General features: G+C 61.9%; 24 protein-coding genes and 6 pseudogenes. 16 read left to right on the top strand and 14 right to left on the bottom strand.

What is annotated here, in order from left to right:
- Window positions 1-3: 3 nt before the first annotated feature.
- The 3 genes and pseudogenes from ACTGJ9_RS11050 to ACTGJ9_RS11060 form a co-directional block, all read right to left on the bottom strand.
- Window positions 4-515 (bottom strand): annotated as a pseudogene (locus ACTGJ9_RS11050) (SRPBCC family protein).
- Window positions 512-982 carry an SRPBCC family protein gene (locus ACTGJ9_RS11055; protein WP_456677086.1) on the bottom strand — a complete coding sequence of 157 codons (471 nt, stop codon included), beginning with the start codon at window positions 980-982 and terminating at the stop codon, window positions 512-514. Before ACTGJ9_RS11055 ends, ACTGJ9_RS11050 begins: the two are co-directional and overlap by 4 nt.
- Window positions 975-1,289, bottom strand: a complete 315-nt coding sequence (locus ACTGJ9_RS11060; RefSeq protein WP_456678498.1) for an ArsR/SmtB family transcription factor — start codon at window positions 1,287-1,289, stop codon at window positions 975-977. The genes ACTGJ9_RS11055 and ACTGJ9_RS11060 overlap by 8 nt, the downstream gene beginning before the upstream one ends.
- Before the next feature lie 114 nt (window positions 1,290-1,403).
- On the opposite strand from ACTGJ9_RS11060, the pseudogene ACTGJ9_RS11065 reads away from it, so the two are divergent.
- The 3 genes and pseudogenes from ACTGJ9_RS11065 (at window position 1,404) to ACTGJ9_RS11075 (ending at window position 3,758) form a co-directional block, all read left to right on the top strand.
- Window positions 1,404-2,539: pseudogene (locus ACTGJ9_RS11065) on the top strand (LVIVD repeat-containing protein).
- Window positions 2,540-2,541: 2 nt separating this feature from the next.
- Window positions 2,542-3,090, top strand: a complete 549-nt coding sequence (locus ACTGJ9_RS11070) for a hypothetical protein (RefSeq protein ID WP_456677087.1) — start codon at window positions 2,542-2,544, stop codon at window positions 3,088-3,090.
- A 47-nt stretch (window positions 3,091-3,137) separates the two neighbouring features.
- On the top strand, window positions 3,138-3,758 hold the full coding sequence (locus ACTGJ9_RS11075) for a LysE family translocator (protein WP_456677088.1): 621 nt from the start codon (window positions 3,138-3,140) through the stop codon (window positions 3,756-3,758).
- A gap of 35 nt (window positions 3,759-3,793) precedes the next feature.
- Here ACTGJ9_RS11075 and ACTGJ9_RS11080 read toward each other — a convergent pair.
- Window positions 3,794-4,599, bottom strand: a pseudogene (locus ACTGJ9_RS11080) (N-formylglutamate amidohydrolase).
- Between the two features lie 92 nt (window positions 4,600-4,691).
- Here ACTGJ9_RS11080 and ACTGJ9_RS11085 point away from each other — a divergent pair.
- Window positions 4,692-4,787, top strand: a pseudogene (locus ACTGJ9_RS11085) (transglutaminase N-terminal domain-containing protein); the annotation flags it as partial.
- A gap of 172 nt (window positions 4,788-4,959) precedes the next feature.
- Window positions 4,960-5,358, top strand: coding sequence for a gamma-glutamylcyclotransferase family protein (locus ACTGJ9_RS11090; RefSeq protein ID WP_456677089.1), 399 nt, complete (start codon window positions 4,960-4,962; stop codon window positions 5,356-5,358).
- A 163-nt stretch (window positions 5,359-5,521) separates the two neighbouring features.
- On the opposite strand, the gene ACTGJ9_RS11095 is transcribed toward ACTGJ9_RS11090, so the two are convergent.
- The 3 genes from ACTGJ9_RS11095 to ACTGJ9_RS11105 all read right to left on the bottom strand — a co-directional run bounded on the left by ACTGJ9_RS11095 (window position 5,522) and on the right by ACTGJ9_RS11105 (window position 6,841).
- Complete coding sequence (locus tag ACTGJ9_RS11095; RefSeq protein WP_456677090.1) at window positions 5,522-6,085, bottom strand: chlorite dismutase family protein; 564 nt, start codon at window positions 6,083-6,085, stop codon at window positions 5,522-5,524.
- Between the two features lie 185 nt (window positions 6,086-6,270).
- On the bottom strand, window positions 6,271-6,504 hold the full coding sequence (locus ACTGJ9_RS11100) for a BrnA antitoxin family protein (RefSeq protein WP_456677091.1): 234 nt from the start codon (window positions 6,502-6,504) through the stop codon (window positions 6,271-6,273).
- Between the two features lie 19 nt (window positions 6,505-6,523).
- Window positions 6,524-6,841, bottom strand: a complete 318-nt coding sequence (locus tag ACTGJ9_RS11105) for a BrnT family toxin (protein ID WP_456677092.1) — start codon at window positions 6,839-6,841, stop codon at window positions 6,524-6,526.
- 160 nt (window positions 6,842-7,001) lie between these two features.
- Here ACTGJ9_RS11105 and dnaG point away from each other — a divergent pair.
- Both dnaG and rpoD read left to right on the top strand, forming a co-directional pair.
- Window positions 7,002-9,043, top strand: a pseudogene (gene dnaG / locus ACTGJ9_RS11110) (DNA primase).
- A 373-nt stretch (window positions 9,044-9,416) separates the two neighbouring features.
- Window positions 9,417-11,561 (top strand): RNA polymerase sigma factor RpoD, encoded by a 2,145-nt coding sequence (gene rpoD, locus ACTGJ9_RS11115; RefSeq protein ID WP_456677093.1) that lies wholly within the window; start codon window positions 9,417-9,419, stop codon window positions 11,559-11,561.
- A 169-nt stretch (window positions 11,562-11,730) separates the two neighbouring features.
- On the opposite strand, the gene ACTGJ9_RS11120 is transcribed toward rpoD, so the two are convergent.
- Window positions 11,731-12,300 (bottom strand): hypothetical protein, encoded by a 570-nt coding sequence (locus tag ACTGJ9_RS11120; RefSeq protein WP_456677094.1) that lies wholly within the window; start codon window positions 12,298-12,300, stop codon window positions 11,731-11,733.
- Window positions 12,300-12,758, bottom strand: coding sequence for a hypothetical protein (locus ACTGJ9_RS11125; RefSeq protein WP_456677095.1), 459 nt, complete (start codon window positions 12,756-12,758; stop codon window positions 12,300-12,302). Before ACTGJ9_RS11125 ends, ACTGJ9_RS11120 begins: the two co-directional genes overlap by 1 nt.
- A 261-nt stretch (window positions 12,759-13,019) precedes the next feature.
- Between ACTGJ9_RS11125 and ACTGJ9_RS11130 the strand changes: the two genes are divergently transcribed.
- The 4 genes and pseudogenes from ACTGJ9_RS11130 to ACTGJ9_RS11145 all read left to right on the top strand — a co-directional run.
- A complete protein-coding gene (locus tag ACTGJ9_RS11130; RefSeq protein WP_456677096.1) occupies window positions 13,020-13,436 on the top strand; it encodes a hypothetical protein in 417 nt (138 codons plus the stop codon).
- A gap of 108 nt (window positions 13,437-13,544) precedes the next feature.
- On the top strand, window positions 13,545-13,826 hold the full coding sequence (locus ACTGJ9_RS11135) for a hypothetical protein (protein WP_456677097.1): 282 nt from the start codon (window positions 13,545-13,547) through the stop codon (window positions 13,824-13,826).
- A 574-nt stretch (window positions 13,827-14,400) separates the two neighbouring features.
- Window positions 14,401-15,477, top strand: a complete 1,077-nt coding sequence (locus tag ACTGJ9_RS11140) for a hypothetical protein (RefSeq protein WP_456677098.1) — start codon at window positions 14,401-14,403, stop codon at window positions 15,475-15,477.
- Window positions 15,478-15,588: 111 nt separating this feature from the next.
- A pseudogene (locus tag ACTGJ9_RS11145) lies at window positions 15,589-15,980 on the top strand (thiol-disulfide oxidoreductase DCC family protein); the annotation flags it as partial.
- A 22-nt stretch (window positions 15,981-16,002) separates the two neighbouring features.
- Here the strand turns inward: ACTGJ9_RS11145 and ACTGJ9_RS11150 are convergent.
- Window positions 16,003-16,239: a hypothetical protein gene (locus tag ACTGJ9_RS11150; RefSeq protein ID WP_456677099.1), complete on the bottom strand. Its 237-nt coding sequence runs from the start codon at window positions 16,237-16,239 to the stop codon at window positions 16,003-16,005.
- A 780-nt stretch (window positions 16,240-17,019) separates the two neighbouring features.
- Between ACTGJ9_RS11150 and ACTGJ9_RS11155 the strand changes: the two genes are divergently transcribed.
- Window positions 17,020-17,826 carry a lytic murein transglycosylase gene (locus ACTGJ9_RS11155; RefSeq protein WP_456677100.1) on the top strand — a complete coding sequence of 269 codons (807 nt, stop codon included), beginning with the start codon at window positions 17,020-17,022 and terminating at the stop codon, window positions 17,824-17,826.
- A gap of 213 nt (window positions 17,827-18,039) precedes the next feature.
- On the opposite strand, the gene ACTGJ9_RS11160 is transcribed toward ACTGJ9_RS11155, so the two are convergent.
- Both ACTGJ9_RS11160 and ACTGJ9_RS11165 read right to left on the bottom strand, forming a co-directional pair.
- Window positions 18,040-19,293 (bottom strand): IS110 family RNA-guided transposase, encoded by a 1,254-nt coding sequence (locus ACTGJ9_RS11160; protein ID WP_456677101.1) that lies wholly within the window; start codon window positions 19,291-19,293, stop codon window positions 18,040-18,042.
- 342 nt (window positions 19,294-19,635) lie between these two features.
- Window positions 19,636-20,466: an SDR family NAD(P)-dependent oxidoreductase gene (locus ACTGJ9_RS11165; RefSeq protein WP_456677102.1), complete on the bottom strand. Its 831-nt coding sequence runs from the start codon at window positions 20,464-20,466 to the stop codon at window positions 19,636-19,638.
- 124 nt (window positions 20,467-20,590) lie between these two features.
- Between ACTGJ9_RS11165 and ACTGJ9_RS11170 the strand changes: the two genes are divergently transcribed.
- The 4 genes from ACTGJ9_RS11170 (at window position 20,591) to ACTGJ9_RS11185 (ending at window position 24,067) form a co-directional block, all read left to right on the top strand.
- Complete coding sequence (locus tag ACTGJ9_RS11170; protein WP_456677103.1) at window positions 20,591-20,965, top strand: response regulator; 375 nt, start codon at window positions 20,591-20,593, stop codon at window positions 20,963-20,965.
- Window positions 20,966-21,028: 63 nt separating this feature from the next.
- Window positions 21,029-21,640, top strand: coding sequence for a LysE family translocator (locus ACTGJ9_RS11175; RefSeq protein ID WP_456677104.1), 612 nt, complete (start codon window positions 21,029-21,031; stop codon window positions 21,638-21,640).
- Between the two features lie 567 nt (window positions 21,641-22,207).
- Entirely contained in the window at window positions 22,208-23,410 is a 1,203-nt protein-coding gene (locus tag ACTGJ9_RS11180; protein WP_456677105.1) for a GGDEF domain-containing protein, read from the top strand.
- Window positions 23,411-23,446: 36 nt separating this feature from the next.
- Complete coding sequence (locus ACTGJ9_RS11185; RefSeq protein ID WP_456677106.1) at window positions 23,447-24,067, top strand: peptidoglycan recognition protein family protein; 621 nt, start codon at window positions 23,447-23,449, stop codon at window positions 24,065-24,067.
- 9 nt (window positions 24,068-24,076) lie between these two features.
- Here ACTGJ9_RS11185 and ACTGJ9_RS11190 read toward each other — a convergent pair whose 3' ends face one another.
- Window positions 24,077-24,418, bottom strand: coding sequence for a hypothetical protein (locus ACTGJ9_RS11190; protein ID WP_456677107.1), 342 nt, complete (start codon window positions 24,416-24,418; stop codon window positions 24,077-24,079).
- A 187-nt stretch (window positions 24,419-24,605) separates the two neighbouring features.
- Window positions 24,606-25,505 carry an RNA polymerase sigma factor RpoH gene (gene rpoH / locus ACTGJ9_RS11195; protein WP_148755811.1) on the bottom strand — a complete coding sequence of 300 codons (900 nt, stop codon included), beginning with the start codon at window positions 25,503-25,505 and terminating at the stop codon, window positions 24,606-24,608.
- Between the last annotated feature and the right edge of the window lie 45 nt (window positions 25,506-25,550).

A 25,550-nucleotide genomic window follows, 5' to 3' on the forward strand; every position in this document is an offset into this window, starting at 1 on the left:
TCCCTAGGGCGTCCTAATCCCCATCGCGTTCAGCGCTTCCAGCATCCTTAGCGGCGGCGACATCTTGATTTGCGGCGCCTTGCCGGTCTCGAGCAGGCTTTTCAATCCCGACAGGATCGCGGGCCATCCGGTACGGCCGCCGGAGAGGATGTCATCGCTGAGCTCGCGGTCGTGGCCTTCGCTCATGGTCAGCCGGACCGCGTCGCCGACCGGCTCGATGTCATAGGTCACGAGCGTCGGCCCGAGCTTCTCGATCAACTCCGGCCAGTTCACGTTGAAGGTGATCGAGAGCCTTCTCGGCGGGTCGTATGCGAGCACCTCGCCGCTGATGTGCGGGGCGCCGTCGGGCGTGCGCACGGTGAAGCTTCCGCCGAGCCGCGGCTCGACCTCTACGGCATTGCCGAAGAAATACTGCCGGCTGAATTCGGCCGAGGTCAGTGCCTCCACACCTTCTCCGGCGTGGAGACGATGTAGATGGTGTAGACCGTCAGCGGCTTGAATTGATCGAGATTCATTTTGCGTCGAATCCCTTGTTGAGCGCCGCGCGAGGAATGGCGAGCACCTGGCCGCGTTCCAGCAGGCTCTTCAGCCCGGACAGGATCGCCGGCCAGCCATTGGAGACGGCGCCGAGATATTTGCCGCCCTCGACAAAGCCGTCATGCAGCACGGTCAAACGCACGAGCGAGCCAAAGGGTTCGATGGTGAAGAGGACACGCGAGATCGGCTCGCCGCGCAGCTCCTCGAATTTCTGGTGCTTGAAGCTGTAGGACAGGCGCCGCGGCGGATCGGCCTCCAGAATCTCGCCGGAATCGGTGACCTCACCGTCGAGTGTGAGCGCGAACGGCGAGCCGACCTTCCAGTCGGAGCGAACCTCGGCGCCGAACCAATATTGCCTGGTGAACGCGCTCGACGTCAGCGCCTCCCACAGCTGCTCCGGCGTGGTTTCGATATAGGTCACGTAGACGAATTGGGGCTTACTCATCACGCTTCTCCAACTGGCGTTTCAACTCGCTGAGCGCAGCGAGCTTGCCGCGTTCGAATTTTCTGATCCAGCGCTCGCCGATCTGGTGGATCGGCACCGGATTGAGATAGTGCAGCTTCTCGCGGCCATGCTTGATGGTCGTGACCAGATTGGCCTCTTCCAGGATGACCAGGTGCTTTGTCACCGCCTGGCGCGTCATCGCGAGGCCCTCGCAAAGCTCGTTCAAGGTCTGGCCGTTCCTGGCGTGAAGCCTGTCCAGCAGCGACCGTCGCGTCACATCGGCGAGCGCTTTGAAGACCTCATCCATGGCGACCATAATAGGCAACCAAATGGTTGCGTGTCAAGATGGGGTCTTTGGCGCGCGCGAGTGGCTGTGCTAGCCTTGAATCTCAGCCAACGCAGATTGGTTCGGGAGGACTTGATGCTCCGTTACGTCTTGACTGCTGCCGCCCTCGCGCTTTTCGCTGGCAGCACTTTTGTTCACGCCCAGAAGCAGACCATCGGTGCGCCGCCCGAGGCGTCCAACATGAAGCTGGTGGGCACCAACGATTTGCAGGCGCGCAGCGCCTATCAGCCGACCATCCATCACCAGGGCGACCGCTGGATCGCCTATATCGGCCACCACGGCGGCACCGATGACGTGCCGGCGCCCGTCAATCCGATGACGGGCCAGGCCGAGCCGAACGGCACCTCGATCGTCGATGTCACTGATCCCGCGCATCCCAAATATCTCAAACATTTGCCTGGGCAGGAGGGCAAGTATGAATCCGGCGGCGCGCAGATGGTGCGCGTCTGCGACGGCAAGAGCTTGCCGAAGGGCGATCCGAACGCGGTCTATATGCTGCGCACGTTCGGCAGCGAGGCACATGAGATCTGGAACGTTGCCGATCCCGCCAATCCCGCGCTGATTACGCGCATCGGCGGCTTGAAGGACACGCACAAGAGCTGGTGGGAATGCGATACCGGTATTGCCTATCGGCGTTCAACGGCGCGCACACCACGTTTCCGATGCTCGATATGCCCGTCGCCGAATTCGCCGAGGACAAGGACGGCAAGACCCGCGACATCGTCATGATCGTCGACGAGGCGATTTTGAACGAATGCGGCGAGGCGCGCCAGATGGTGTGGTTCGCCGACGTCACCACCGAAACGCGCCCAATGATGATCTCGAGCTACACCGTGCCGGAGGCGAGCGGGCAGTTCTGCCAGCGCGGCGGCCGCTTCGGCTCGCATTCCTCGAACGAGAGCATGGCGCCGGTCTACTACAAGAAGATGGCTTTCATCGCCTTCTTCAATGCCGGTGTGCGCGCGCTCGACATTCGCGATCCCTATCATCCCAGGGAAGTCGGCTATTTCATTCCTGCGATCACGCAGGCGACCGACAAGCGCTGCATTCCGGTCGAAGGCGGCGAGCGCTGCAAGGTCGCGATCCAGACCAACAATGTCGAGACCGACGAGCGCGGCTACATCTACATCGTCGACCGCGCCAACACCGGCCTGCACATTCTCGAACTGACCGGGCCGGCCCGCGCCGTCGCCGGCCTGCCGAAGAACTGACGATGCGGCGCGCCGCGACGATCGCGCTTGCGCTTGCTGCGCTCGGCGTCGTGTCCGGCGCCGGCGTATATCAGCTTGCGCCGCAGCCTGCGTCGACATCGGCGCGTTGGCGCGAGCTCGCCTGGCCGTTCCCGCGCGACGGTTGGCCTGCGGGCCGTGCGTTTCGCTGCGAGAGCGGTGGCTGCGAGGGCGCCGAGCTCTATGTCCGCGCCAAGCGCGGCTTCTGCAATTGCGATAGCGGTGTCGCCGACGACGACGAGGTCGATCGTGTTGCCGATATCGATCTGATCACCCCGCGCTTTACGGCGACCGCGCCGGGCGAGGTGGTGCATGTCGGCGAGATGCGCGGTCGCGCGCGGCGCTATGATCTCGCCATATATGACGGTGCGAACCACGCCGCGGTTGGCGTTGCCGTCTCACGGCGCTGCGATCTCTTCGTGGCGGCGGCGCAGGGGCGGGGCGAGGCCAACGCGATGCAGCATGCGGCGCTCGCATTCCTGGAGACGCAGGAGATGAAAGCGTGGCTGGTCGCGACGCTGGACGGGAAGTAAGTGCCATGCATTAATACCTGCAAACGCCCCCAGCTCGAGTCCTCGTCATGATATCCATGCAAGCCTATCTCGCCTTCATCGCCGCCTGCATCGCGCTCGCGCTGCTGCCGGGCCCGATCGTCACCCTCGTCATCGCCAACGGCCTGCGCCACGGCACGCGCGCGGCGCTGACCAACATTCTCGGCGTGCAGGTGGGGCTGCTGATCGTGATCGGCATCCTTGCGGTGGGCCTCACCACGCTGATGGCGACGATGGGCTATTGGTTCAACTGGGTGCGCTTTGCGGGCGCGGCCTATCTGGTCTGGCTCGGCATCAAGCTGATCCGCTCTCCGGTTGAGGGCGTCGACACCGACGCGCCGCCGCCGCCCCCTCGCGGCGGCTTCCTTTTGCAGGGCTTTGTCGTGGCGTTGTCGAACCCGAAGCTGCTGGTGTTCTTCGGTGCGTTCATTCCGCAATTCATGGATATGAGCAAGGATCATCTGTCGCAGGTCCTGGTGCTCGGAATCACCTTCATGGTGCTTGCCGGCTTGACGGACGGAATCTACGCACTGCTCGCCGGTCAGGTCCGCGGCTTTTTCTCGGCGCGCCGCACCCGCATGGTGTCCCGCGTGTCCGGTGGCTTCATGATCGGCGGCGGCATCTGGCTGGCATTGATCAGGGCCAAATGAGCCGACAATCCGGTTGAACCTTCGTCGACGCGCGGCTAGTCGACCAGCCGCTCCGTCCGCAGCTCGATCTCGATCTCCTTAAAGATCCTTGCCAGCCGCTCCGCCCATTGCTGTTGGCCGGATTGATCCGCGATCAGATCCTGGCGGATCTCGATGCCGGTGTTGACGAGGCCGCGGGCCTCGCCGTGCACGGGGATGGTGTAATCACTGAGATCGCTCACCGCATAGGGCTCATTGTCGCCGACGACGAGATCGCCCTCGGCGCGCAGATGTTTCAGCAGCAGCTTCGGCAGCACGGTGTTACGGTTGTAGAGCGCGCCGATGTGCCAGGGCCGCGCGACGCCGGCATAAACAGGCGTAAAACTGTGCAGCGACACCAGCACGGTCGGCCGCTTGGCGCGTATCCGGCCATCGATCACCGTGTCGATGCGATCATGATAAGGCTCAAAGATCTCGCGCCGCCGCGCCGCGCGCTCGCTGTCCGAAATGCCCTCGTTGCGCGGGATCGCCGTCGCCTCGGAAATGACGGGGATCGAACTCGCCACGCCCGGCGGGCGGTTGCAGTCGATCACGAGACGCGAATATCGCTGCGCGACAAGATGGGCATCCAGCATGTCCGCCATCCGCTCGGCAACGCCGGCGATGCCGATGTCCCAGGCGATGTGCCTGACAAGCTCGCTTTCGAGACGCCGAGATCGCCGAGCGAGCGCGGCAGGATGCGGCCGTAATGGTCGGTCGTGAGCAGGAAGGGTGATATGCCCTCTGCATTCACCTCATGCACTGGCGGAATATCGCCTTCGCCAAGGAGTTGATCCGTTGCCTCGGCTGTGTTGAAAGCCATCCTCATTGCCTATGCAAAAAGCAGTCGCCCCGGAAATTGGGCAAGGAATCGCTGTAAATGGGCCTGCCCAAAATCACCATGATCTTCCGACGATGCCGCTGCTGACGATTCACCACAAGACCGAATATCGCTACAATCGTCCGGTGGCCTTCGGCGAGCACAGATTCATGCTGCGGCCGAGCATCGGTGCGGTGAGGAGCTGGACGCTGTCTCCTTCGTCATTGCGAGCGACTTGTCCGCCATAGCTCGAAGAGCGACGGCGGAAGCGAAGCAATCCAGGGTCTTTGCAACGACGATAGTCTGGATTGCTTCGTCGCAAGAGCTCCTCGCAATGACGGCGTGGAGAGTTTATAGAGCCCCATGACCTCCGATCGTCTCTTCGTCTACGGCACCCTGATGCGCGGCTTCGACCACCCGATGGCGCGGCTGCTGGCGCAGCATGCGGATTTCCTGGGCGAGGCGAGCTGCCGCGGCCGGCTCGTGCTCGTAAAGCATTATCCGGGGTTGCTGCTGTCCGATGCGCCGTCGGATGTCGCGCACGGCGAACTCTTCCGCTTGCGTGCAGGCGACGAGCTCCTGCGCGAGCTCGACATGTACGAAGCCTGCGGCGAGGGTTTTCCGGGGCCGACGGAATATCTGCGCCAGTTGGTCGACGTGACCGGCGCGGATGGCACGACTGCGCCGGCCTGGACCTACGTCTACAACTGGCCGGTGACGGATCTGCCCCGCATCGAATCCGGCCGCTTCCTGGATCATTGACGGCGGATGCTTGCTTACCTCGCCCCGCTTGCGGGGAGAGGTCGGATTGCATCGAAGATGCAATCCGGGTGAGGGGGTACAGATCTCACAACGATCTCGCGTGTGGAGAGAAGCCCCTCTTCCCGTGAGAACGGAGCGAGGCAGCGCACCGCTTCCTGGCTCTCTAAGCCGACAGCACTTCCTTCACTACGCGCACGTTGACCTCGCGCTCGACATAGGTCCACTCTTCGGTCTGCCTGAGCATGCCGACCAGCTCCTCGAACAGCGGGGCATGGGCGGGCGCGAACTCGAACCAGGTCAGGAAATCGAAGGGCTCGCCGAGATCGCGGCAGTGATAGAGCTGGCGCGCGATTGCGGGCAGAAAACGAAGAGTGCTCGCGATGTGGTGCGACTTGTCTTCAAAAATGCTGCGCCGCTCTTCCTGCGTCAGCTCCCACCAGGCCTGCGATTTGCGGATCGGGATCAGCGCCGCGCTGGTTGCCTCCGGTCGGCCGAGGCCGGCTTGCATGCTCGCCAGTTGCTGCTTCTCGGCGCGTTCGGTGTAGCGCAAGCTGCTCGGCACGCCGACCAGGCGCCACGCGTTGCGCGAGGGCACCAGCGGCAACGAGACGGCGTCGCTGTCGTTGACCGACAACGCTGGCATGAAGGGCAGGGGCTCGCCCGTCACTGACGACATCGAGGTCACGCGCCAGCCCCCGCTCTGGCCACCCCGAAAGGTCCTGAACATGGCCCATGGAAGCGTGGAACCGGGCGGGGTTCAAGCTTTTCCCGTCATTCCGGGGCGCGCCTCGTGGCGCGAGCCAGGAATCCATCGCGCCGCCAGAATGCTCGGAGAAATGGATTCCGGGCTCGATGCTCCGCGTCGCCCCGGAATGACGAGATTGGGGATCTAAACTCGATGCGCCGCCCGGATCAGGCCCGCTTCTTCGACTTCTGCTGCATGTAGGAGCGCAGCACCGCATTCATGCGCCGCTGATAGCCCTCGCCCTCGCGCTTGAAGAAATCGAGCACATCTTCGTCGAGCCGGATGGAGATGGCCCTTTTCTTTGGTGGCATCACCAGCACGGCGTCCGACCAGTCGATATCCTTGAACTCCGCCCAGTCGGGGTCGTCTGCGATCGAGGCTTCCAATTCCTCGTCCGTCATCGCATCGACACGGGCCCAATCAGTGTTTCCCTTGCGGCGATCGCCCCATTGACGCCTCACGATATGCTCTTTTTTCATCTGGCCTCGGACGTCGCGCTGAAATGATGCGGATCGCTTTGTCTCGTAGGGTAAAAATCACCGCCAGAATTCGGTCGTTGGACTCTCCGATCCCGATCCACCGCTCCTCGTCCTTACGATCCGATCGTTTGACGATGAAGGGTCCATCGAAAATCTGACTGGCGTCATCGAAGCTGATGCCGTGTTTGATCAGATTAGCCCGGTTCTTCTCCTCGTCCCATTCAAACCCGGCAGACGCGAGAGATCTGAAATCCGGCATCAGTTTCTCTGTATATACAATCGTATTTCTGAGGTATCAAGCCTGTGGATATGGACTGAACATATCGCGAACACTAAATAAGCGTTTGAAGCGAGGCAAGTGTTGTCCTTTCTGAGATGGGCGCTTCATGCGGCCGAGCTGACTGAGTTCCATTTCGCCAATGCGCTTCACGCCCCAATTCCTCGACGAGCTTCGCGCCCGGCTTTCGGTCTCCGAAGTCGTGGGCAAGCGCGTCAAGCTGAAGAAGGCGGGACGGGAGTGGAAGGGGCTGTCGCCGTTCCAGCAGGAGAAGACGCCGTCCTTCTACGTCAACGACCAGAAGGGCTTTTACCACGACTTCTCCTCCGGCAAGCACGGCGACATCATCAACTTCGTGATGGAGACCGACGGCCTGCCGTTTGCAGAGGCCGTCGAGCGGCTCGCCAGCATGGCCGGCCTATCGCTGCCCGCGGTGACGCCGGATGCGGCGCGGCACGAGCAGCGCCGTCGCACCCTGCATGACGTGATGGAGCTCGCGGCCAAGTTTTTCTCCGAAACCTTGGCCTCGCGCGTCGGCGCGAAAGCGCGCGGCTATCTCGCCGACCGCGCCATTTCGCCGGCGACGCAATTGCAGTTTCGTCTTGGCTATGCGCCGCCACCACCCGAGCGCTTCGCGCTCAAGGAGCATCTCGGCAAGCTCGGCGTGTCCGTCGAGGACATGATCGAGACCGGGCTGCTGGTTGCCGGCAACGACATCCCCGTGCCCTACGATCGCTTCCGCGATCGCGTGATGTTTCCGATCACTGACTTGCGCGGCCGCGTCATCGCCTTCGGCGGACGCGCGCTGGAGAAGGACGTTCCGGCCAAGTACCTGAACTCGCCGGAGACGCCGCTCTTCCACAAGGGCGACAATCTCTACAACCACCAGACCGCGCGCAAAGCCACCCATGACGGCAGCGCGTTGATCGTGGTCGAAGGCTATGTCGATGTCATCGCCATGGTCACCGCGGGTTTCGCAGGCGCGGTTGCGCCGCTCGGCACCGCGCTGACCGAAAACCAGCTCGCGCTGCTCTGGAAGATGGCGGACGAGCCGATCCTCTGCTTCGACGGCGATCGCGCCGGACAGAAGGCCGCGTATCGCGCTGCCGACCTCGCACTGCCGTTTCTCGCGCCAGGCAAGAGCCTGCGCTTTGCGCTGTTGCCGGAAGGGCAGGACCCCGACGATCTCGCGCGCTCGGGCGGCCGCGGTGCGATCGAGGAAGTCATCGCGGCGGCGCGTCCGCTCGCCGACATGATCTGGTCGCGCGAGCTCGAAGGCGGGAATTTTGCCACGCCCGAACGCCGCGCGGCGCCTGAAGCGCGCATCAAGGAATTGTCCAACGGCATCCGTGATGAGGTGGTCCGGCGCTACTATCGCAACGAATTCGTCGAGCGGCTCCAGCGCACGTTTGCGCCCGATGGCGGGCGCGGCGGCTTTGCCGGCCGGGGCAATTTCCGCCAAGGGGCGGCGGCCGCGCGTTCCAGCCCCGCGGCGGCGGGCAGGCGAATCGATTCGGTGGCCAGGGATTCGGCCAGGGATTTGGCCAGGGATTCGGCGGAGGCCGCCGCGGCCCGCCCGGCCCGGCCTCGCTCCCTTCGGGCCCCTACCAGGCGGCGAGCCCCCAGCTGGCGGCGAGCCTGATCATGCGGGGGCAGCGCAGCGCCATTTCCCGCCGCGAGGCCCTGATCCTGCAAAGCCTGATCAACCACCCCTGGCTGTTGCATGAGCACCTCGAGGAAGTCGCCGCCCTGGAGTTCGCCCACCCCGAGGCCCACAAGCTCAGGGCCGGCATTATCGCCGCTTTCGCCAATGATCATCACCACTCGCCGGACCCCGGCGAGCAGGTCGAGAAGATGCGGGCCGATATCGAGAAGGGCGGATTTTCCCAACTTCTTCAACGGGTTGAAGGCGGAATTACCACAGCGGCGGTGTGGGGCGCTCGCGAGGGCGCGGCGCGGGACGACGTTCTTGCGACCTGGCACCAGCTCGTTGCCTTGCATCGGCAGTACCATTCACTACTTAGAGAGCTGAAGGACGCCGAGCTGGCCTTGGGGGACGATCCCAGCGAGGCCAATTTGGCGTGGCTGCGTGACGTCAAGGCCCGGCTGGCCGTGGTCGACGGCACCGAGGCCCTGATCGAGGGTTTTGGCGAGCTGTCGGGCCGGTTCCAGAAGAGCGTGTGATGAAAGAATCATGCGGACGGCCGCAGCCGGGACCGCTAAAAGACTCGCCAAATCCAAGGTTTGGCGGCAAAAACAGGGTTAATCGAGGCTTAACGGTATTGTAGCACTTTGGCCCCCAGGCGGCCGCAGGCAGAACAGACGCGTCAGGAATGAATCCGCGCAATAGCTGTTGGCACTTCACCTGCATCCGCTGCGACAAAGAGGCTCACGAAGCGTTAGGCAAATCCGGCGAGAGCAAGGTCGGGGTGGCGAGAGATGTGCGCGCCGCCCTTTCCGTGTCGAGATCTGGCGAAGCGAGAGCGTCGAGCAACAGGTTCAAGTGATTTCACGCGGGCACGCGCACGCCTGCATGAAGCGCGTTTAGGAGCAATGGATGGCCACCAAGGCAAAGACGCTGCAGACGAAGGACAAGGAAAAGGACGACAAGGCAGCGGACGCGCCGGAGAAAGACTCCCAGGACGCGCCGTCTCCCTTGCTCGATCTATCCGACGCGGCAGTGAAGAAGATGATCAAGCAGGCCAAGAAGCGCGGCTTCGTGACCTTCGATCAGCTCAATGAAGTTTTGCCGTCCGACCAGACCTCGCCCGAGCAGATCGAGGACATCATGTCCATGCTCTCGGACATGGGCATCAACGTCACCGAAGCCGACGATAGCGAAGGCGAGGAAGACAAGGACGAGGGCGGCGAGGACGAGACCGACAACGAGCTCGTCGAGGTCACGCAGAAAGCCGTCACCGAGGTCAAGAAGAGCGAGCCGGGCGAACGCACCGACGATCCCGTGCGCATGTATCTGCGCGAGATGGGCACCGTCGAGCTGCTGTCCCGTGAAGGCGAAATCGCGATCGCCAAGCGCATCGAGGCCGGCCGCGAGGCGATGATCGCGGGCCTCTGCGAAAGCCCGTTGACCTTCCAGGCCATCATCATCTGGCGCGACGAATTGAACGAAGGAAAGATCTTCCTTCGCGACATCATCGATCTCGAAGCGACCTATGCCGGCCCCGATGCCAAGGCCGGCATGAACACGGCGATGATCGCCGGTCCCAATGGCGAGAACGGCGAAGCCTCGGCCGAAGGTGGCCAGGTTGCCGCGGTCGTGGGTGCGCCCGCGCATGTCGCGCCACCGGCCGCTCCCCCGGCGCCGACCCCGTTCCGTGCCGCGCCTGCCGGCGGCAATGTCGGCGAGGCCGAGAAGGATCCTGCGGAGTCCGCCGCCGAAGCCGACATGGACGAGGACGACGAGTTCGAGAACCAGATGTCGCTTGCGGCGATCGAGGCCGAGCTCAAGCCGAAGGTGGTCGAGATTTTCGACAAGATCGCCGACAGCTACAAGAAGCTGCGCAAGCTTCAGGAGCAGGACATCCAGAACCAGCTCCAGAACGAGTCGCTCTCGCCGCACCAGGAGCGCAAGTACAAGAAGCTGAAGGACGAGATCATCGTCGAGGTGAAGTCGCTGCGCCTCAACCAGGCCCGTATCGATTCACTGGTCGAGCAGCTCTACGACATCAACAAGCGCCTCGTCTCGCATGAGGGCCGCCTGATGCGCCTCGCCGACAGCCACGGGGTCGCGCGCGAGGATTTTCTGCGCAACTACACAGGCTCGGAGCTCGATCCGCGCTGGCTCAATCGTGTCTCGAAACTCTCCGCCAAGGGCTGGAAGAACTTCGTCCATCACGAGAAGGACCGCATCAAGGACCTCCGCCACGAGGTGCATCAGCTCGCGGCGCTGACCGGCCTCGAGATCGTCGAGTTCCGCAAGATCGTGCACTCCGTGCAGAAGGGCGAGCGCGAAGCCCGCCAGGCCAAGAAGGAGATGGTGGAAGCCAACCTCCGTCTCGTGATCTCGATCGCCAAGAAGTACACCAACCGCGGCCTGCAGTTCCTCGACCTGATCCAGGAAGGCAACATCGGCCTGATGAAGGCCGTCGACAAGTTCGAGTACCGCCGCGGCTACAAGTTCTCGACTTACGCCACGTGGTGGATCCGGCAGGCGATCACCCGCTCGATCGCCGACCAGGCGCGCACCATCCGCATTCCCGTGCACATGATCGAGACGATCAACAAGATCGTGCGCACGAGCCGCCAGATGCTCAACGAGATCGGCCGCGAGCCGACCCCGGAAGAGCTCGCCGAGAAGCTCGGCATGCCGCTCGAAAAGGTCCGCAAGGTCCTCAAGATCGCCAAGGAGCCGCTGTCGCTCGAAACCCCGGTCGGCGACGAAGAGGATTCACACCTCGGCGACTTCATCGAGGACAAGAACGCGATCCTGCCGATCGATGCCGCGATCCAGTCGAACCTGCGCGAGACCACTACGCGCGTGCTCGCCTCGCTCACCCCGCGCGAAGAGCGCGTGCTGCGCATGCGCTTCGGCATCGGCATGAACACCGACCACACCCTGGAAGAAGTCGGCCAGCAGTTCTCGGTGACCCGCGAACGTATCCGCCAGATCGAAGCCAAGGCGCTGCGCAAGCTGAAGCATCCGTCGAGGTCAAGGAAGCTGCGGAGCTTCTTGGATAATTAGTCGGAAAGTCTTTCTTGGATCTAGAACGGCGGGTGATAAACCCGCCGTTTCTCGTTTGGATCACTCCCGAGAGGTTAGCCGGATAAAATGTTCATCGCGAGGTTTTCGATTGCCGCTGCAAGGCGCTGCATGATGCGCTTAGCCTCGCTGAACTGCTTAAACGTCTTCATCAAAGCTTCTTTGTGTACGCAACTGGCTTAGAAAGGGCCGCGGGCGGCTTGAACGGCTGGGTCTTGATTTTGCCAGCCCTAAAGCGCCCCTCGAAATTCAAGAACGCAATCAGGTCGCGGGCATACTCCAGATAGGCCTCTTGGGAGAGCAGGAGGGCTTCGTCGATATAAAAGAATGACAGGTCGTCGAGATCCTTGACCTCCGCATCCTCTTTGGCGAGTTCTTCTAGGGAAACGTAACACAGGGCTTTACCATGTTGGGGATCATGCCAATAGGCGTGGGCGTATCGGTTGCGGATGGCCAGGCAGTTCCGCAGGGCTTCGATCATTAGGCCAAATTCGGTGCCGAGACCCAGCTTCTCGTAGGCCACATGTGCCAGACCATCGGCGATCAAAACGCGATTGGTCTCCCCACGAATCCGAAACATCGGTTTGAGTGTGCCGTTCAGGTCGAAACCGCGCGCGACCTGTACGCAGTTCATCAGATCGACTTCCAATTCGCCGTAATCGAGCAGGATGCGGCCGATGACAGCCATTTCTTTTGGAAAGGTGCGGTGGATTGGAAACATCAGGCGCCCAACAATTTAGCCGCGATGAGGATAAGGCTCTGGGCCGCAGCGCTCACGGCTACGTATCCCTTCGCACGCTCTTCCAAGCCCCTAAACAAGCTGAAGAGAATAGGCTTCTTGCGCGCGCCGACAATCTGTTCGCCGATTGCTTGAACGAAGTCGATGAGTTCCTGTTTTCCGGCCTTGTCGATCTCTTTTGAGTCAACGATGGCCTGGGCGAGGGACTTTATCGCGAGGCCGATGGCGTCGGCATCACTGTCCTTCGTTAGGGTAATGACGGCATCGATCTTCGCGAGGTCGCCGGTATTTACGACGCCGATGTTCGAGTTTGAAATGCTGATGTTATTGTAGGTGGACTTGGTGCTCATCGCGCTCGCCAGTGCTGCTACCGGTATCCTGCCGCCACTCGGACCAAAGCCTGTCATCTCATCCATGTCATCCATCGCCTGATTCATCATGGCTGCGTTCTGGAGGAACTGGAGAAAGTTCGCTTGCTGAAACTTATGCCAGCAGTCTAGGCACAGCGGCACCTTCTGGTCACCGACCTGATAGAAAGCTGGCTTTCGGCATTGAGCGCACGGCATAGAAAATTGCCCGGTTGAGCGCGGGATGCGCCCATGCAAATAATATGGTTGAGTGAAGCTGCAAATACTACCTTTGGCCGTCCATTCCCACGACAATCGGCGGATCAGGTGCGACTCTATCATCGGATTTTGAACATGAATTTATACGCTATCGCGGGCGTTCTAACCGCCTTTCCTCTTTTCTATTTCCTGAGCTTCGATCCCAATCCCCGCGTTCGAGTTTACCTTGAGATCAACCCCAGCGCTGAACCCACAATGACTTTCGACAAGATATCGACCCCGTTTGGTTGGGCGGGGTTGGCGCCTTTGGCCTGGGTCGCGGGGATGGGAATCCTTGATGGTGCTCGAGGGGACCTGTTCGTTCAACGTGCAAAACATTTGGTCAGTCCAGACCTTGGCAGCCGTCGCTTCCATCGCACTGACATCGAAGGTCGTGTTCGGGCCAGCATTCAGCACGTTCAAGAGCCTGCTGTTGACGCGGGCATGAAAATGAAACGGCCTTGGTCGTACAAGGTCTTTGATGTCGCCACCTCTATCCCGTCAACTTCGTAACCGGGTCACCAAAAAGTTGATCTACTTCTCGATCGCGGCCGGCATTTGGTGGCTGCTGGCGAAGATCGGCCACTACGCCGGCATCAAACAACGGTCCTGCCGGATTACGTGTTCGTCGCGGTGGTCTTCTCGTACCTGGGGAGAATGAGCCATCTCTACATCAATCTCCGGACCCGGGCGGTGATGTTTCAGCAAATCCGATGGGCTGGTTGGGAGATAGCGCTTTGCTTCTTGGGGCTGCTGGCTTCCTTCATCATGGCCGTTGGAATGCTGGAGAAGATACTGCGATCCTGTGGAGCCACACCCAACGTCCTGCCGCACTACACCGACGTTGTTGCTGGCGTGCTCACTTGGCCTGTCATCGAGGGCATTCTGGCGACGATTTTCTGAGCCCGTAGGATGGGTTGAGCCTTTGCGAAACTCATCCTCCTCTCGTCGTCGGCCGACGAGTTGATGGGTTTCGCTCTCGCTCAACCTATCCTACGAGCTGCGGAGCTTCTTGGATAATTAGTTCATTGCGGAGCCAGCCGCCGGACGAAAATTGGACTAGCTGAGCTATTCATCGAGACGACAAGCAATTGGCTGTTGGAGCCAGCCGCTTTCGCGTTTTCTCAGGAGGTGTGTCTAGCAGCGACAATACCGGTGTGACGAATCACAACTTCTGAAAGATATTGCAGCATGCAACATCATTTGAGTCGGCACAATGAGTATCACTGGTTCTGGGGGGACCACGGCTTCAGAAAGGTATCTGAACGAGCTCTGTAAGCGTTCGTTCTTGAGCCTGTGGAGCTATCCAAATTTGTTTCGCGATCAAGGACGCAGAGGTAAAGGTGACGGCAAGGAGCTCTGCGATCACCTGATAGTATTCAACGAGCACGTGATAATTTTTTCGGACAAGTCGTGTGCTTTTCCAAATTCTGGCAGCACTGAGCTAGATTGGAAACGATGGTACAAGCGGTCAATAATGCAGTCGGCCGAACAGATTTTCGGTGCAGAGCGCTGGCTTCGCGAGCACTCAGATCGAATCTACAAGGATCGATCATGTACCAAAAAAATTCCCATTCCAGTACGTCAGGATAGCCGCTTTCATCGCGTCGTTGTAGCTCTGAACGCCTCAACGCGGTGCAAGCAGTTTTTTGGTAATTCTGGAAGCGGAAGCTTGGCGATCATGTCGTCGCTGCAAGCGGCTGATCGTCCCTTCTGCATTGGCGACCTGGATCCTAATAGCGGGTTTGTCCACGTGCTTGATGATGTCACGCTCGACATTATTCTACGCGAAATCGATACCATCAGTGATTTCACAAGCTACCTAACTAAGAAGGAGAACCTTTTTAGATCAAAGAAGATAGTCATGGCAGCCGGAGAGGAAGATGTTCTCGCGCACTATCTGACTCATACGAACAAGCAGCAACAGCATGATTTTGTAGTTGGCAAGCGATTTGATGGAGTCTCCTTTCCCGAGGGAGCGTGGGCGAAGGTTGCAATCAATCCGCAATATTTGGCGAAGAAGGATGCAAATAAATCTAGCTACGCGTGGGACGAACTGATCGAAAAATTCAATTCTCACGTACTTGATGGCACGCTCGCTCAAGGAAACGAGCGGCCACTCGCCGACCATGAGCAGGGTCTTCGCCAAATGGCTAGCCAGTCGCGGTTTTCAAGAAGAAGTCTGGTTCGAGCTTTGTTCGATTTGCTTGCGACGACCCCTGATGGCCAAAATAAGATGCGAATGGTTCTTCCAAACCAAGAACAAGAACGCGCTTATGTGCTTCTCGTTGCAGGACAGGATACACGGCATCCTGAATACCGTGAGAGACGATCTGGTCTCTTAGCGGCGTATTGCCAAGTTGCGAAAGTACATCGACCGAAACTCCGAGACATTGTTGGAATAGCGACAGAGCCTGTCGATTTTGATGCCCGATCTGAAGACTTGATCTACCTTAACGCACGCTACCGGCGTGCGGAGGATCAAAGCAACGCAGAGAATTTGCAAAGGGAGCTGGGACTTTTCACGGCTTACGCGGACCCCATTTCACGATAGTGAATATCCGACCGATGTTAGCCGCCGCCAAACTGGGGACTCAGAGCCAAAAAGGACCACTAACAGGAGCATACGTAGGGCGCAGATGAAGGAGCGCCGCAATAAGTGGCGATAAGCGAAACCCGCCATGCCTACCCCCACCTCACCGTCTACTACAACACCTGCTGCCCCGTCTGTGACGCCGGCATCGAATGGCAGCGCAACAAGCTCTTGGCGCTGGTTCGCGCGGACACGGTCGAATTTACTGATATCAACGAGCAGCCGGATGCGCTGGCGCACTTCGGCGCTTCGCTCGACGACATCATGCGCCGGCTGCATACGACCGATGAGGCCGGCCGGCTCATCGTCGGTGTGGATGTTACGATTGCACTGTGGCGGCTGACGCCGGGGCGGGGTGGCTTGCGGCATTGCTTGGGAATCGCGTGGCACTGCCGTTTACGCGGTTCTTCTACCGCCGTTTTGCCGATCTGCTGTTTGCCTGGAATAAGCGGAAGGGGCGTTGGTCAGCGCCCGCCAATCGTCGGCCTACTTCTTCTTCGCCCCAACCCGGTCGAGGCTCTTGATCTCGAGTGGCGGGCGGCCGGACTTTTCGGCGATCTCGCGATCCTGCTCCATGATGAAGCCGCGCGCGGGCTCGTCGCCATCGAGGCCACCAAGCAGCTCCGACGGCACACGCCGGTTGGAGCGTTGGGAGCCGTCTTCGTAGAAGACGTTGAAAAAGGCGAATTCGCCTTTGGGATTGGTTCCAGGTTTTTTGGCCATGGCGGGCTTTTCGTCGATCAGGGCGCTGCAGTCAAATGACTTCGACAGCCGCCAGCGTCAATCCGGCAGCTTTCTGCGCAATCGTTTGGCGATCTGTCTGCCCGCCCGGGGCGCCAGGCGTCCCGCAAGGTCCGATGCGACCCCGACCCTCAAATAAACGGCGGGCCGATAAGCCCGCCGTTTATTGTTGGTCGTCAGCGTCGCCCGGGGCTGGCAGGGGAACAACCTGAGATAGAAGGCTATAGCTTGCGCCCTGCGATGGCAAGAAAAATTGTCGTCGCGCTGATCTCGCAGCAAGCGCATCGGATATGCGGCTGGTAGCATTACGGGTTCCTGCGGTTTCGAAAGGCGGATACTTGGATCCTCAAAGTAGCTTGTTCATCTCACCGCGCTTGCGCGACGCAGCGAGCTCGCACGCGGTCGCCCGGGATTAAGCTGCAGGGGCCTGTGACGATGCGCAGTGGGATGTCCGTGCTGTCGGGCAATGATGGTGGATCGCACGACGTTCTCCGGACGCGGCGCGGGAAGGCGCCAAGGTCGGAGTCTGCGATGCTGGCACCATACCCCTGTTTTGCCCGACGGGTCAATTGGATTCGGAAAAATCGCAGATGGTCGGCGCCCGGCTCCTACTGTGCATGGGGTTGTTTTTCGATTTTTGTTTCGGCGCAGTTGAGCGCGAGCACCGATACGATCGGTTCGATGTCCGCTTTGACGCGAATCCAGTTCCCGGGCATGATCGCCCGCCGTTTCCGCATATGGCTGCCCCAAGGATTTTCCCGCATGTTGAGATACGCTTTTGCCGTCGCTTCCATCGTTGGGCTGGCCGGCGGGTCGGCTGAGGCCGCGCGTTGCGGCGGCGACTTCAACAGTTTCGTCGCCGGCATGACGGCAGAGGCGCAGGCGGCCGGGGTCTCGGCGGGCGTGACCAGCGCGGCGTTCAGCGGCATCACCGAGGATGGCGCCGTGCTCGCCTTCGACCGGCGCCAGCGCTACACGTTCAAGAAAAGTTTTGAGCAGTACGTCTCGACCCGCGTCGGCCCCGGCCGCATCAATGGCGGGCGTGCGCTGCTGCAGCGTCATGCCGCGCTGCTCTCGCGCATCGAGCAGCAGTTCGGCGTGCCGCGGCAGATCCTGGTCGCGATCTGGGGCCTGGAGAGCGATTTCGGCAAGGGCGACATGGGCAAGCTGCCGGTGATCCGCACGCTTGCGACGCTCGCGCATCATTGCCGCCGCACCGAGCTGTTCCAGGGCGAGCTGCTCGCCGCGCTCAAGATCGTGCAGCGCGGCGACCTGCCGCTGCGCGACCTCATCGGCGCCTATGCCGGCGAGATCGGACAGACCCAGTTCCTGCCGTCGTCCTACATCAAATACGGTGTCGACTTCGACGGCGACGGCCATGTCGATCTCCGCCACAGCGTGCCCGACGTGCTCGCCTCGACCGCGAACCTGCTGCACTCCAACGGCTTCAAGATGGGCCAGCCCTATGACGAAGGCTCAGCCAATTTCGAGGCGATGCGCGAGTGGAACAGGGCGGTGATCTACCGCAAGACGATCGGGTATTTTGCGGACCGGCTGGTGGGGCAGTAGGGCGCATTTGCCTCGTAGGACCTCCTACCGTCCGTCAAGGGGGAAGTGTCCTTGCTGAACCCAGCATAGCGCCGTGCTCGACGCAGTCCAGGACGCTGCGCGCCGGCTTTGCCGGTGCCTTCGGCATCCTGGACATCGTCTGCGCGCGACGCTTGGCGATCGTCAGGTCGGGACGAAGGAATGGTCCGCGCCCGGCCGAACAAAGGAATGAGATTACGCTGTCGCGGTGATGTTTTCGCTGTTGTAGTCCGCATCGTAAGGGGTCTGCCGCCTGAGTGTCGTGCAGAGGGCAAAGAGCAAACGATCCCCGACGCTGCGCAGGGCGCGCGCGTGGCCATGTCCCCGCGCCCGCAAGGCATCATACCGTTTCCGGGTGGCCGCATCGTGTTGCATGGCGACACGAGACCAGTGATGGACCGCGCTCTGCAGCCGCCTGTTGCAGGCGAGGCGACGGACCACGAAGCGCTGCTTGCCGCTTTGCCGCGTCACCGGGGCAGCTCCTGCCAAAGCGCGCAGAGCATGGTAATCTCGTCTGCGCAGGGGCTCTGCGGCCTCGGCGAGCAGTGTGGCGAGATTGATCCTGCCGATACCTGGCCAGGAGCGTAGGATCGTCACGTCGCACTGCGCCGGGCTCTGCCCCGAGGCGCTCTCCTCTGCTTCGAGCTCGGCACAGAGACGGTCCAGGCTCTGATGAGCCTCCTTGATCTGCCGATTGACCAGATGCAGGCGCGCCGCCAGGCTGCGGATGTGGGCGCAGGCGGCCTCGGTCGTGCCTGACGCCACGAACAGCGGGGTCTCACGCAAGATCTTGAGCGCCGCCGCCGCATCGAAACGGCGGATACGATATGCACTCAGGATGCGCGCGATGGCCTTCTCGCTGGCCTTGGCCGCCCTGTCCGGGGTCGGCACCTTCTGCCAAAGGGCCAGGAACCATTCGTCGGCGACATCGTCGGTCAACTTGGTGGCTTGGGGATAATAGCGCCACAACTGCTGGCGAAGGCGGTTGGCGAGACGCGTGCGCTCCTGCTGCAGTTCGTCGCCCAAGCGCGACCACTCACGCAACTCGATCATCGTGGGATCATCAACCACAAGCCGGCGGAAGGCCGCGCGATCCGTGCGCAGCGAGCCTGCGAGCACATGGGCATCGCGGCGGTCGTCCTTGGCACCAGCTGCCGTGAAGCGATCACGGAAGCGGTCGAGCTGCTTGGGATTGATGGCAAACACCGCAAACCCGTGTTCGAGCAACATCTCCACCACCGGGCCGTGCGGCATCTCGATCGCCACGGCGATCTGTCCCGGTGCGGCCTTGGTCTTCTCAAGCAGCCAGTCACGCAGCTCCGTCAGCCCAGCGCCGTCATGGGCGAACTCGCGCCGAGCAACCTGTCTTTCTTCGGCATCCAGCAGGCAAACGCTATGGCTCTGCGTTGCCCAATCGATCCCGGCGAACCAGCGTACATCTTCGATCATTTTGGGACCTCCTTGCTCTCAAAAGCGGGCCACCGCGATCTTGATCAATCCCTGTACTGGCGCTCTCGGCGCAAACCTCCTACTGGATATCGACCGCGGCCGCTCCGCCGGGGCGCGGCTCCTACGTCGGTGTTCAAGACACAGGTGGGCAAGGCTGCTCCCGGCGGATCGGCCCGCACTCCCAGTCTACACCGTTAGACTGGCTGCGAACCCCAAAAGGGTACAGGGTGGGCAAAGGCGCGAAGCGCCGTGCCCACCATTCCTTGCGATGTTGGAAGTGGTGGGCACGCTGCGCTTTGCCCACCCTACGACAGCGCGGTGTGTGGTTCGACCATCGCGCCACTACTTTCCCTTCGCCATTTTCTCCAGCCGCCGCTGCAACGGCGCCCAGTATGTCCCGGGGCGGAAGCGCTGCAGGATGTCCATGAACCTCGCGTCGTTGCCGATCAGGATGCGCGGCTCGTTTCTCTCGATGCCCCTGATGATGCGCAGCGCCGCGTCCTTCGGTGTCGTCCGCGCCGCAGTCTCGAAGCGATCGATCATCTGCGCACGGCGCGCATTGTCGGTGACGCCGGCCCCGGTGCGCGATGAGCGCGCGATGCTCGTGGCGACGCCGCCGGGATGCACCACCGACAGTCTGACCGGGCTGGCCGCCATCGCCAGCTCGTGCCGCACGCTCTCGGAGAAGCCGCGTACTGCGAATTTGGCCGCCGCATAGGCCGATTGTCCTGGTGGCGCGATGATGCCGAAGATCGAGGAGACGTTGACGATATGCGCCTCGGGGCGGGTCTTCAGGTGCGGCAGGAAAGCGCGCGTGCCGTGCACCACGCCCCAGAAATTGATGTCGAACAGCCAGTCCATCTGCGTCTGGTCGAGCTCCTCGAATTGCCCGAGCAGCGCCACGCCGGCATTATTGACGAGGATGTTGAGCGCGGGATGCGCCGCAATCGCAGCGCTTGCGAATTGCGCGATGTCAGCGGGCGCGCCGACGTCGACGCGATGCAGGCTGACCTTGCGCTGAGCGCCGATCTCCGCGGCGAGGCTCTTCAAGCCCGCCTCGTCGCGATCGGCGAGCGCGAGGTCACAGCCGCGGCTTGCCAGCTCGATCGCCAGCGCACGGCCGATGCCGCTCGCCGCTCCGGTGATGGCGGCGGCGCCGTGGATTGCAGTCATGGGTGGCTCCCGATCCCAGTTGGAACTTCAATGTACATATTTTCAGTATGGAACCGAACCATATCGCCTCTCGCCTCCTTAACACAGGTTACTTAAGCGGATGCGAGAGCATTGGAGCAGCCAGATGAGACAGGCCCAACCATATCCAGCGACCGCATTGATCGTTGAGGACGACGCCATGCAGCGGGAGATGCTCTGTCTCCTGCTGGAAGAGAGCGGGTATCAGGTCATCCAGTGCGAGAGTGCGGAAGCGGCCGAGCTTGTGCTGGACAAGAGTGCCGGTGCGCTCTGCCTGATGCTGACCGACGTGCAGCTCGCCGGCCGCATGAACGGCGTCGAGCTGGCGCACGTCGCCAAGGATCGCAATCCGAGGCTCGACGTCGTCGTCACCTCGGGCCGTCCCCTGGTGCAAGCCCTGCCTGACGGCGCAAAGTTCTGGGCCAAGCCGTGGGCGCCGCTCGACGTTCTACGCGAAGCCGAGATTGCCCAGCTCAACTGAGGCGCATGCGCGCTGACCGGGTCGTGACTTCTCGGCAAGCGTCAGGGGTGGTAGGGACGAGGCATGTCCTGGTCCTTCCTTCTCACCTCGTTCATCGTCGTCGCCTCGCCCGGCACCGGCGTGCTCTACACCCTGGCCGCGGCGCTGACCCGCGGCTCGCGCGCCAGCGTGGCGGCAGCGTTCGGCTGTACCCTCGGGATCGTGCCGCACATGATTGCGGCGATGCTCGGCCTTGCCGCCGTGCTGCACACCAGCGCGCTGGCCTTTGCTGCGCTGAAATGGTGCGGCGTCGCCTATCTGCTCTACATGTCCTGGCAGGCGCTGCGCGAAACCGGTGCGCTTGCGGTCGAGGCTGATCTCAAGGAGCGCTCCAGCGGCCGGGTCATCGTTACCGGCTTCCTGATCAACATCCTCAACCCAAAGCTCTCGATCTTCTTCCTCGCCTTCCTGCCGCAATTCATTGCGGCGGACGAGACTTCCGTCCTGGCGCGAATGCTGGAATTGAGCGGCGCCTTCATGGCGATGACCTTTGCGGTGTTCGTCGTCTACGGCCTCTGCGCGGCCTCCGTGCGCGAGCGTGTCATCTCCCGCCCCGGCGTGATGGCCTGGCTGCGCCGCTCGTTTGCGGCCGGCTTTGCCCTGTTAGGTGCCAAGCTCGCGTTCGCCGAGCGCTAGCCAATAAAAAAGCGGGCCTCGCGCCCGCTACCTTCAGCCTTTCCCGGAGCCCGGGCGGAGCGAGGCTCCACCCGGGCGAATGAAAAGAAGCTGCGCTACTTCTTCTTCGCCTTCTTGGCCTTTTTCTTCGTCGCCTTCTTCGCCTTCTTCGCTTTCTTAGCCATAGGATCCTCTTAAGGGTTAATGGTGAAACGCGACACGAGGAACGCTCGGCGGAGGGCCAGCCTCGCAGCATCCTCGATCACAAGCTCAGCAGATTCGCGGGGCGCTGCCTTGCGCTGTCACATCCGTGTCATCCCGTTATCCACAGCTCAGATGCGTTTTCGGGTGCTTTTGCTCCGCGAAGCACGCCGACGCGATACCGCATCGACGCCGGCGACGTAGCTAACGATCCGATAATCGAGACGCGGCGTTCATGAATCCAAAACCAAGGGCGCGCTTTCGACGATCGCAGTGAGGTTCCGTTAAGTGCACCCGCGCATGATCCACCGCAAGAACACGGGGACGGGTCATGGACGAACTTCTGCCAGAGACAGGGGGCGGGACGCTGCGCGCGCTGCGGGCGTCATGCTGAACGTACCGACGCTTTGGATGGTCTTCGTCGTCAACTTCTCGGCGCTCGGCGTCATCTGGGCCTACGTGACGCGCTCCTATCCGAAATTCGAAGCCGCGCGGTACTGGATGGCATCGGCCTTTGTCGGTGCGGCCGGCGCGATGACGGCGCTGGTCCGCCTGTTTGTCGATTCTCCCATGCCGCTGCTGTTCGGCGCGGCCGGCATCATTTCGGCGAGTTGTCTCGCCGCCATAGGCATTCAGCGCTTCTATGACCGGCCGGTGCATCTGCGTCTCATGGCCGTAACGGCGATGCTGAGCCTCGCCGGCGTCGTGGTGTTCATGGTCGGGTTCGACCAGGTGCAGCTGCGCATGCTCTGCTACACGGTTGGTCAAGCCCTGCCGCTGGTGCTGTCGCTGCGTCTCTTGCTGTCGCCGCCCGAAGGCCGCGTCAGTCCGGGTGCGCGGCTGTCCGGCATCGTGATCCTCACCATTATCGGGATCTTCGTGATACGCGCGGTCGGCAATCTGCTTGGCTACGATTTCTCGGCGAGGGCAGGCGGTCAGACCCACGCCGTCATGGTGCTGGTGCTGCTCTTCCTGTCGATGACACTCAATTTCGGCTTCCTGCTGATGGCGATGGATCGCTTGCGCAACGAGGTCGCCGACCTCGCGCTGCTCGACGATCTCACGGGAGTAGCCAACCGCCGCCATCTGTTGCAGCGGCTGTCGGAAGAATGCGCCCGCTCGGAGCGCAGTGGCGAGCCGTTCTCGCTGCTGGTGATCGATCTCGACGGCTTCAAGACCATCAATGATACCCATGGCCATGCTGCGGGCGATGCCTGCCTCCAGCACTTCACCCTGATGGCGCAGACGCGCTTGAGGCCCGGCGACATGTTGGCCCGCACCGGCGGCGACGAGTTTTGCGTCGTGCTGCCGTCCACCTCCTTGCGCGAAGGCGCGCTGATCGCCCGCCGCGTGCTCGAGGTCTGCCGCCAGGATGCCGCCGGCTGCTCTGGCAACGACATCCCGATCGGGATCTCGATCGGCGTTGCGGAATGGGATCGCGGCATCGGCCAATTCCCTGATAGGCTGATCGCCCATGCCGACCACGCCCTCTACGCCGCCAAGAAGAACGGCAAGAACGACTTTGCGGTCTATGATCCAGCGCCGCCGCTTTCACCCGAGCCGGTCGAAGCCGCACGCAAATTCGCTTGAACCCTGCTAGGCTCGGGTCCGTTGTTGGATCCCCATATGCTGTCCCGCCTTGTCGCGGCTCTTCTCGCCGCTCTTCTCATCGCTCCCGCGGCCGCCATGGACGCCGAGCTCACAAAGCTCGCGCGCAGCTCCGGCACGCCCGCCATTCCCGGCCTGAAGATCGTCTGGCTCGCGCCATGGGGCGATATCCGTGATGCCCATGCCTGGCGCAACATCATCGTGCACCAGACCGAAGGACCGGCCGGCTCAGCGCATGCGGGCGCCGAGGCGCAATCGAAGAATCCCACCCGCCGCGGCGTGATGGTCTGGGTCGAGACCGACGGCACGGTCTACTGGTCGGTCGCGGACAATCTGGTGCCGACCCATACCGACGGCGCCAACCGCAACGACAACAAATACATCGACAACAGCGCGACCTACCATCAGGTCGTGCGCGACAATTCGATCGGCGTCGAGTTCGCCGGCAATTATCCCGATGTCACGATCGGTCCGATGGCCGCACAGGTGGCGGCCTGGAAGATCCTGGTCCAGGTTCTGCGCGCGCGTTACGGCATCCCGCTCGACCACGTTTATGCCCACAACTGGATCGACTACAAGGACGCCCGCTATTGCGAAGGCTGCTGGCTCGCGACGCTGGCGCGGACGTGGGCGGAGTGACGGTCGAGACTACACCGGCTGCGCCATCCAGCCGAACAAGCGCCGGATCAGTCCGGCCTGCTCAGGCAATTCCGGCGGCCCGTCTGCGGCCAGCACGCGCTTGAGGAAATAGTCCAGAAACACCATGTCATTCGGCTCGGTGACGGTGAATGTCTCCTCGCCGAAATACACGCTGTAGTTAAAGAAGAATGGCCCCATGATCGGGATCGTTGCGGTCGAGGCATAGTCCTTGGAGATCACGAACTCGGAGGGATCGAGCCCGTGGTCGCGCATGGCCTGCTCGATCAGCGGCAGCTTGCGCATGAACTGGGCGGAGAAGCCGCCGACGGAGGATTGCAGGATGATCGACACGGTGTGTGTCCGTTCTCTGGATGCGGCCTGATCATATTGGTCGTCTGACCCGCCGCGTGCGTTCAAGATGCCTCGCCGGCGCGTCGCGGGAACATGCTGCAGCTCACACACACCAAAAGAAGCCGGCGTTGCCGCCGGCTTTCTGTCTCCTTTCGATCCGCCAATTCGTGGGCCGCAAGAACCGCGCTTAGTGCGCGGCTTCCAGCGCGGCCTGTTCGGCCCTTGCGATCGTGCCCTTGACCGCCGACTGCACCTTCTCGAAGGCGCGGACCTCGATCTGGCGGACGCGCTCGCGCGACACGCCGAACTCGGCGGCAAGGTCTTCCAGCGTCATCGGCTCATCGGCGAGGCGACGGGCTTCGAAGATGCGGCGTTCGCGCGGGTTGAGCACACCCATGGCGCCATTCAGCGCGTCACGGCGGTGATCATACTCCTCGTGCTCGGCCAGCATGGCTTCCTGGTTGGGCGTATTGTCGACCAGCCAGTCCTGCCATTCGCCGGCTTCGCCGTCGTCGCGGATCGGAGCGTTGAGTGACGCGTCGCCGCCGAGGCGGCGGTTCATGTCGATCACGTCCTGATCGGTGACGCCGAGGCGCTTGGCAATGATCTTCACCTGGTCGGGGCGGAGATCGCCTTCGTCCAGCGCGTTGATCTTGCTCTTCGCCTTGCGCAGGTTGAAGAACAGCTTCTTCTGGTTCGCGGTGGTGCCCATTTTCACGAGCGACCAGGAACGCAGGATGTACTCTTGAATCGACGCCTTGATCCACCACATCGCGTAGGTGGCGAGACGGAACCCCTTCTCGGGCTCGAATCGCTTCACCGCCTGCATCAGGCCGACATTGCCTTCCGAGACGACCTCGGAGATCGGCAAGCCGTAGCCGCGATAGCCCATGGCGATCTTGGCGACGAGCCGGAGATGGCTGGTGACGAGTTGATGCGCCGCGTCGCGATCGTCATGCTCGCGCCAACGCTTGGCGAGCATGTATTCCTGCTGGGGTTCCAGCATCGGGAACTTGCGGATCTCGGCGAGGTAGCGAGAGAGGCCGGATTCTCCATTGAGGACCGGCAAAGCAGCGGTACGGGCCATTGTGAAGCCCTCCAAAGGTTCAGGCCCCCGATAGCGGCGGGCCAG

The sequence above is a fragment of the Bradyrhizobium sp. RDM12 genome (assembly GCF_051917485.1).
Lineage (GTDB): Bacteria > Pseudomonadota > Alphaproteobacteria > Rhizobiales > Xanthobacteraceae > Bradyrhizobium.